Origin of the sequence: Methanoculleus sp. UBA413, from assembly GCF_002502935.1 — an archaeon.
GTDB classification, from domain to species: domain Archaea; phylum Halobacteriota; class Methanomicrobia; order Methanomicrobiales; family Methanoculleaceae; genus Methanoculleus; species Methanoculleus bourgensis.
Map to the genome: position 1 here is coordinate 15,551 of NZ_DAQR01000003.1, position 4,439 is coordinate 19,989.

Consider the following 4,439-nt stretch of genomic DNA (forward strand, 5'->3'; position numbering starts at 1 on the left):
TCAAGAGATATTGCAATCGTCGGCATACTCCTTGCCGTAGGGGCCATCGTCAGGTACATGTCCCTCCTGATCCCCGGCCCCATCGTATCGAACCTCGTGATCGCCTTCTATAGCCTTGCCATCATCCTTGTCGTGCCCACGTTCCGGGAGGCGCTCGGGATCGGTGTCGTGGCGGGCGTCATCTGCGCCCTCATCAGCCACTCGATCTTCCCGCCCGCAAACCTCATCAGCGAACCCCTCGGGGCTATCGTCTGCCTGGGGGCCTACCTGGTGCTGAGAGACCGGTTCGTCCTCGCTCCCGCGGTGACGACGCTTCTGGCCACCATGGCAAGCGGGTTCTCTTTCATCCTCGTCGCGCTCATCGCAGTGGCCCCGACGGTCCTTGGCAAGTTCGGGACTGTCAGCGCGTTCCTCGCGGTCACCGTCCCGATCGTGCTCATCACGGCAACGGTCAACGCCGTTGTTGCGCAGGCGCTCGAGGTGCCGGCATCGCGCGCCCTCTCGCGGAGCACCGGGCAGGCAGCCCCATCCCCGGGCGCGAGGCGGGCCGATGACTCCTGAGACCGTCCTCTCCCTTGCAGGTGTCTCCTACACCTACCCCGGGTCGGAGTCGCCGGCGCTCAGCGGGATCAACCTCGATATCCGGAGAGGGGAGATCGTCTTCGTCACCGGTCCTACCGGGGCGGGGAAGACGACCCTCTGCCTTGCAGCGTCCGGGATCCTCCACCATGACTACGGAGGCACGCTCGAGGGCAGCATGACCATCCTCGGGAAGGACGTCCGGGACTACCCAGGTATGGCCGGGATCGGGAGAAACGTCGGAGTGGTCTTCGACGACGCCGAAGCCCAGCTCATCTTCTCCACCGTCGAGGAGGAGGTGGCCTCCGGGCTTGAGAACCTCGGTCTCTCCCGTGAGGAGATGCAAAAGAGGCTCCGCCACGTGATGGCGGCGACCGGGATCGTCGATCTCGCTGACCGGGCACCGCACACCCTCTCCGGCGGGCAGAAACAGCGGGTCGCCATCGCCGCAACCCTCGCCCTCGGCACCGAGATCCTGATCCTGGATGAACCGACCGCCGAGCTGGACGCTGAGGCGACCGCTGCGATAGCCGACCTTCTCCGGCGGCTCTCGGAGGAGGGCACGGCCGTGCTCATCGTCGAGCAGAAACTCGACGACCTCGCCGGGATCGCGGATCGGATGATCCTGATCGAGGGAGGGGTTGTCACGAGAGAGGGAAGCCCCGGAGAGGTCCTGCAGCGCCCGGAAGGCGCCGTCCGGCCCCCTGCACCCCAGCGGGAGGGCGCGGCAGCGCCCATCATATCGATCAGGGGGCTCACCCACCGCTACGACGGGGTGACCGCCCTCGAGGGGGTCGACCTCGATGTTGCCCCGGGCGAGATCGTGGCCGTTGTCGGGGAGAACGGGTCAGGGAAGACGACGCTCGTCAAGCACCTCAACGGGCTGCTCCGCCCAACCACGGGAAGCGTCTTTGTCGACGGCCTCGATGCTGCGACAACCCGGGTGAGCGATCTCGCGCGTCACGTGGGCCTCGTCTTCCAGAACCCAGATACCATGCTCTTTGCCGAGACTGTGGAGGAGGAGGTAGCGTTTGGTCTTCTGAACATCAACCCCGGCGCCCCGCGAGCCACCGGGGTCGATGCGGCCCTCCGCGAGGTCGGCCTCCTCCACCGGAAGGCGGCCTACCCGCGGTCGCTCTCGCGGGGCGAGCGGCAGCGCCTGGCCATAGCCTGCGTCATCGCCATGAGGCCGAAGGTGATCGTCCTCGACGAGCCCACAACTGGGCTTGATGCCCGGGAATCTGCAGAGATCATGGCCATCCTCGGCCGCCTCCGGTGGGACGGCCATACGATCGTCATGGTGTCGCACGATATGCGCCTGGTAGAGAATTACGCGGACAGGATCATCAGGATGGAACAGGGGCGAATCGTCCCTGACGGAAGAACCCTTGTGGAGGAACCATGCCCGAGATTATGCAGTACGTCACCCGGGAGAGCGCCTTTCACCGCCTCCACCCGTTCACCAAACTGATCTTTGCCGTCGTCGTCGTGGCCCTCGCGGTGCTGACGAGCGATACCGTGATGCTCGCGGCTCTTGTGGGGGCGGTTCTGGCAGCAGCGGCTATTGCCGGGCTTGCCCGCGACCTCCTCCGCCAGGTGCCGCTGCTCCTCATGCTTGCGGCAAGCCTGCTCATCCTCACGGTGCTGACCATTCAGAGCGGGGAGACCCTCGGCTACCTGGTCCCGTCGGCGGTCCCGGTCATCGGCGGGGCCTTCCCGGTCACGGCAGGGGCGGTCGACCTGGCGCTTGCGATGTCGCTCCGGTTTGCGGCGATGATCTTTGCCTTCCAGGTCCTGGTCATATCCACCCAGCCGCGCGACATGGTCCATGTCATGGACCGCCTCCGGATGCCGGTGGACTACACGCTCATGTTCCTGATAGCGCTCCGGTTCATCCCGAGCCTGCAGCTTGAGGGGAAGCGGATCCACGAGGCGCAACTCGCCCGGGCCTACAATCCGGGGAGGGGGCCTGCCGGCAAGGTCCGGGGTCTCTTTCCCATCCTCATCCCGCTGGTCTCAAACTCGCTCGGGAAAGCCACGATCCTCGGGCTGACCATCGATCTGCGGGGCTACCGCTCCGGTATGCGGACGCCGATGCGGGACCTCGCGCCGGGCAGGGCTGATATCGCCGGGATCTGCTGTATGGGGCTTCTCGTCGCAGGGTATTTGGCCCTGCTGGTCGTATAACCAGGGTATGTGCATCAGGACGACTCTCCCGGAGGCGTTCGAGTTCTACATCGGCGGGAGCGTCGGGCCGTCTCTCTACGTCAGGCTCGTGGACGGCCGGCTCCTCTACGAGTGGGCGAGTGGGGGCGGCTACTCGGGGGCCGTGATGGAGGCGTCCCCCACACCGGAGGAGTGGGCGCGGTTCACGGAGACCGCGGATCGGCTTGGCGTTTGGGGGTGGGAGCCTGAGTACGTCTCCGCCCACTCCTGCTGCGATGTCACCTACTGGCACCTGCGGCTGGAGATCGATGGGCGCAGCATCGTCGCGCGGGGCGCAAACGCCTATCCCTGCTCTCATGGGGCTGAGATCTCAAAAGAGTTTCTCGCGTTCCGCACAGCGGTGGAACGCCTGATCGGGCGGGATCCATGAAGATTCAGGGCGAGAGCGACCGCAGGTGCTCAAGGCTCCTCTCGTACTGTTGAAAAGAACTTGGTTCGACGACCTTCGTGGCGCTCCGCGGGACGGCCTGCAGTACACGGCGAAAATCGATCTTTCCTTCGCCGCATCCCAGGTGGTCGTCCCGGCTGCCGCAGTTGTCGTGCAGGTGGACGTGGATCGCCTCTCCTTCTTCCAGGAACGTTTCAAGGTTGCCGTTGACGTGGGCGTGCCCCACATCGAGGGCAAAGCCGAGGTCGAGGGCGGCGAGACGGTCGAGGAACCCTGGTTCCCTGAAGAAACAGATATCCCACGCCCCCATGTTCTCGATGGCGAACCTGACGCTCACCTCTCGCTGGAGAGCAGCCAGGTCGTCAAGCGACCGGTCGAGGGCCCGCCGGGCGGTGTCCCGCACCTCCTCGCCCCAGACATGCCCCGGGTGAATGACCAGCCGCGCAGCGCCGATACGGTCACAGACAGAAGCGAGGTCTGCAAGAACCCTGATGGTCGCCCTCCGCAGGTGCTCGTTCTCGGAGGCGATGTTGACGTCTGCGACCGGGGCGTGGACCGTATACCCAAGGTCAAACGAGTAACAGGTCTCCTCTGCGAGGAAGAGGGAGTGCGGGCCGTCCGAGAGGATCTCCGCGAGGCCCGTCCGACTGGATATGAGGCCGAGCGCCTCCTCGAGTGGCCGGTCCATCAGGCAGCAGGTGGAGCAGCCTATACTGTCTCCTGTTGGCATGCGACCAGGGCAGGCTGCTGCCCTCCTTCATTCTCCCATAGCAATACAGGTACGCGGGTTCGGTCGGTGGAAGCGCCCCGTGGATAGGGGGGTTGATGTGGATTCTGCTGCATCCTCGGCACCCCTCCAACCCTAACGCTTTACCCTGAAGATGTAGACGAGAAGCAATGCACTGATGAGCGAAATCGTGCCAAAACCCGGTGATTGGGCCGCCGGGGTTGTTTTTGGCGTCTCTGTCTCAAAAGGGTCTGGATGGAGGTTACCTGCCACCTCCTCCAGCGCACCCACGATCCGCGGGCTCCCCCGATCGATGATACTGGCATCGATGACAGAGACATGGCCGTTCCTGACCGCATCGAGTCCCTGCATCCTGGGCTCGGTCATGAAGTAATCGTAGATGGCATCATTCTCCCCCTCAGTCATGCCGGTTCCCGAGTTGACGATGATATACTCCGGATCTGCGGTGATGAACTCTTCAAGGCTGACGATACTCCAGCCCTCGACCGAACCGAACGC

At 64.6% G+C, this 4,439-nt stretch carries 6 protein-coding genes; 4 read left to right on the top strand and 2 right to left on the bottom strand.

What is annotated here, in order from left to right:
* The 4 genes from BP858_RS00425 to BP858_RS00440 all read left to right on the top strand — a co-directional run.
* On the top strand, nt 1-561 hold a 561-nt coding region (locus BP858_RS00425; protein WP_286878536.1), incomplete at its 5' end, for a hypothetical protein.
* A complete protein-coding gene (locus BP858_RS00430) occupies nt 551-2,050 on the top strand; it encodes an ABC transporter ATP-binding protein (RefSeq protein WP_286878537.1) in 1,500 nt (499 codons plus the stop codon). The genes BP858_RS00425 and BP858_RS00430, both read left to right, overlap by 11 nt.
* Nucleotides 1,981-2,766 carry an energy-coupling factor transporter transmembrane component T family protein gene (locus tag BP858_RS00435; protein ID WP_286878538.1) on the top strand — a complete coding sequence of 262 codons (786 nt, stop codon included), beginning with the start codon at nt 1,981-1,983 and terminating at the stop codon, nt 2,764-2,766. The genes BP858_RS00430 and BP858_RS00435 overlap by 70 nt, the downstream gene beginning before the upstream one ends.
* 7 nt (nt 2,767-2,773) lie before the next feature.
* On the top strand, nt 2,774-3,175 hold the full coding sequence (locus BP858_RS00440; RefSeq protein ID WP_214166159.1) for a hypothetical protein: 402 nt from the start codon (nt 2,774-2,776) through the stop codon (nt 3,173-3,175).
* Nucleotides 3,176-3,179: 4 nt separating this feature from the next.
* On the opposite strand, the gene BP858_RS00445 is transcribed toward BP858_RS00440, so the two are convergent.
* Both BP858_RS00445 and BP858_RS00450 read right to left on the bottom strand, forming a co-directional pair.
* Nucleotides 3,180-3,923 (bottom strand): sugar phosphate isomerase/epimerase family protein, encoded by a 744-nt coding sequence (locus BP858_RS00445; RefSeq protein WP_286878539.1) that lies wholly within the window; start codon nt 3,921-3,923, stop codon nt 3,180-3,182.
* A gap of 132 nt (nt 3,924-4,055) precedes the next feature.
* Nucleotides 4,056-4,439, bottom strand: a 384-nt coding sequence (locus BP858_RS00450) for an ABC transporter substrate-binding protein (RefSeq protein WP_286878540.1), incomplete at its 5' end; no start/stop codon positions are given.

What these genes read in the sequence shown, in the direction of transcription:
- BP858_RS00430 (WP_286878537.1), top strand. Translation starts at nt 551, where the DNA reads ATGACTCCTGAGACCGTCCTCTCCCTTGCAGGTGTCTCCTACACCTAC.
- BP858_RS00435 (WP_286878538.1), top strand. Translation starts at nt 1,981, where the DNA reads ATGCCCGAGATTATGCAGTACGTCACCCGGGAGAGCGCCTTTCACCGC.
- BP858_RS00440 (WP_214166159.1), top strand. Translation starts at nt 2,774, where the DNA reads ATGTGCATCAGGACGACTCTCCCGGAGGCGTTCGAGTTCTACATCGGC.
- BP858_RS00445 (WP_286878539.1), bottom strand. Translation starts at nt 3,923, where the DNA reads ATGCCAACAGGAGACAGTATAGGCTGCTCCACCTGCTGCCTGATGGAC.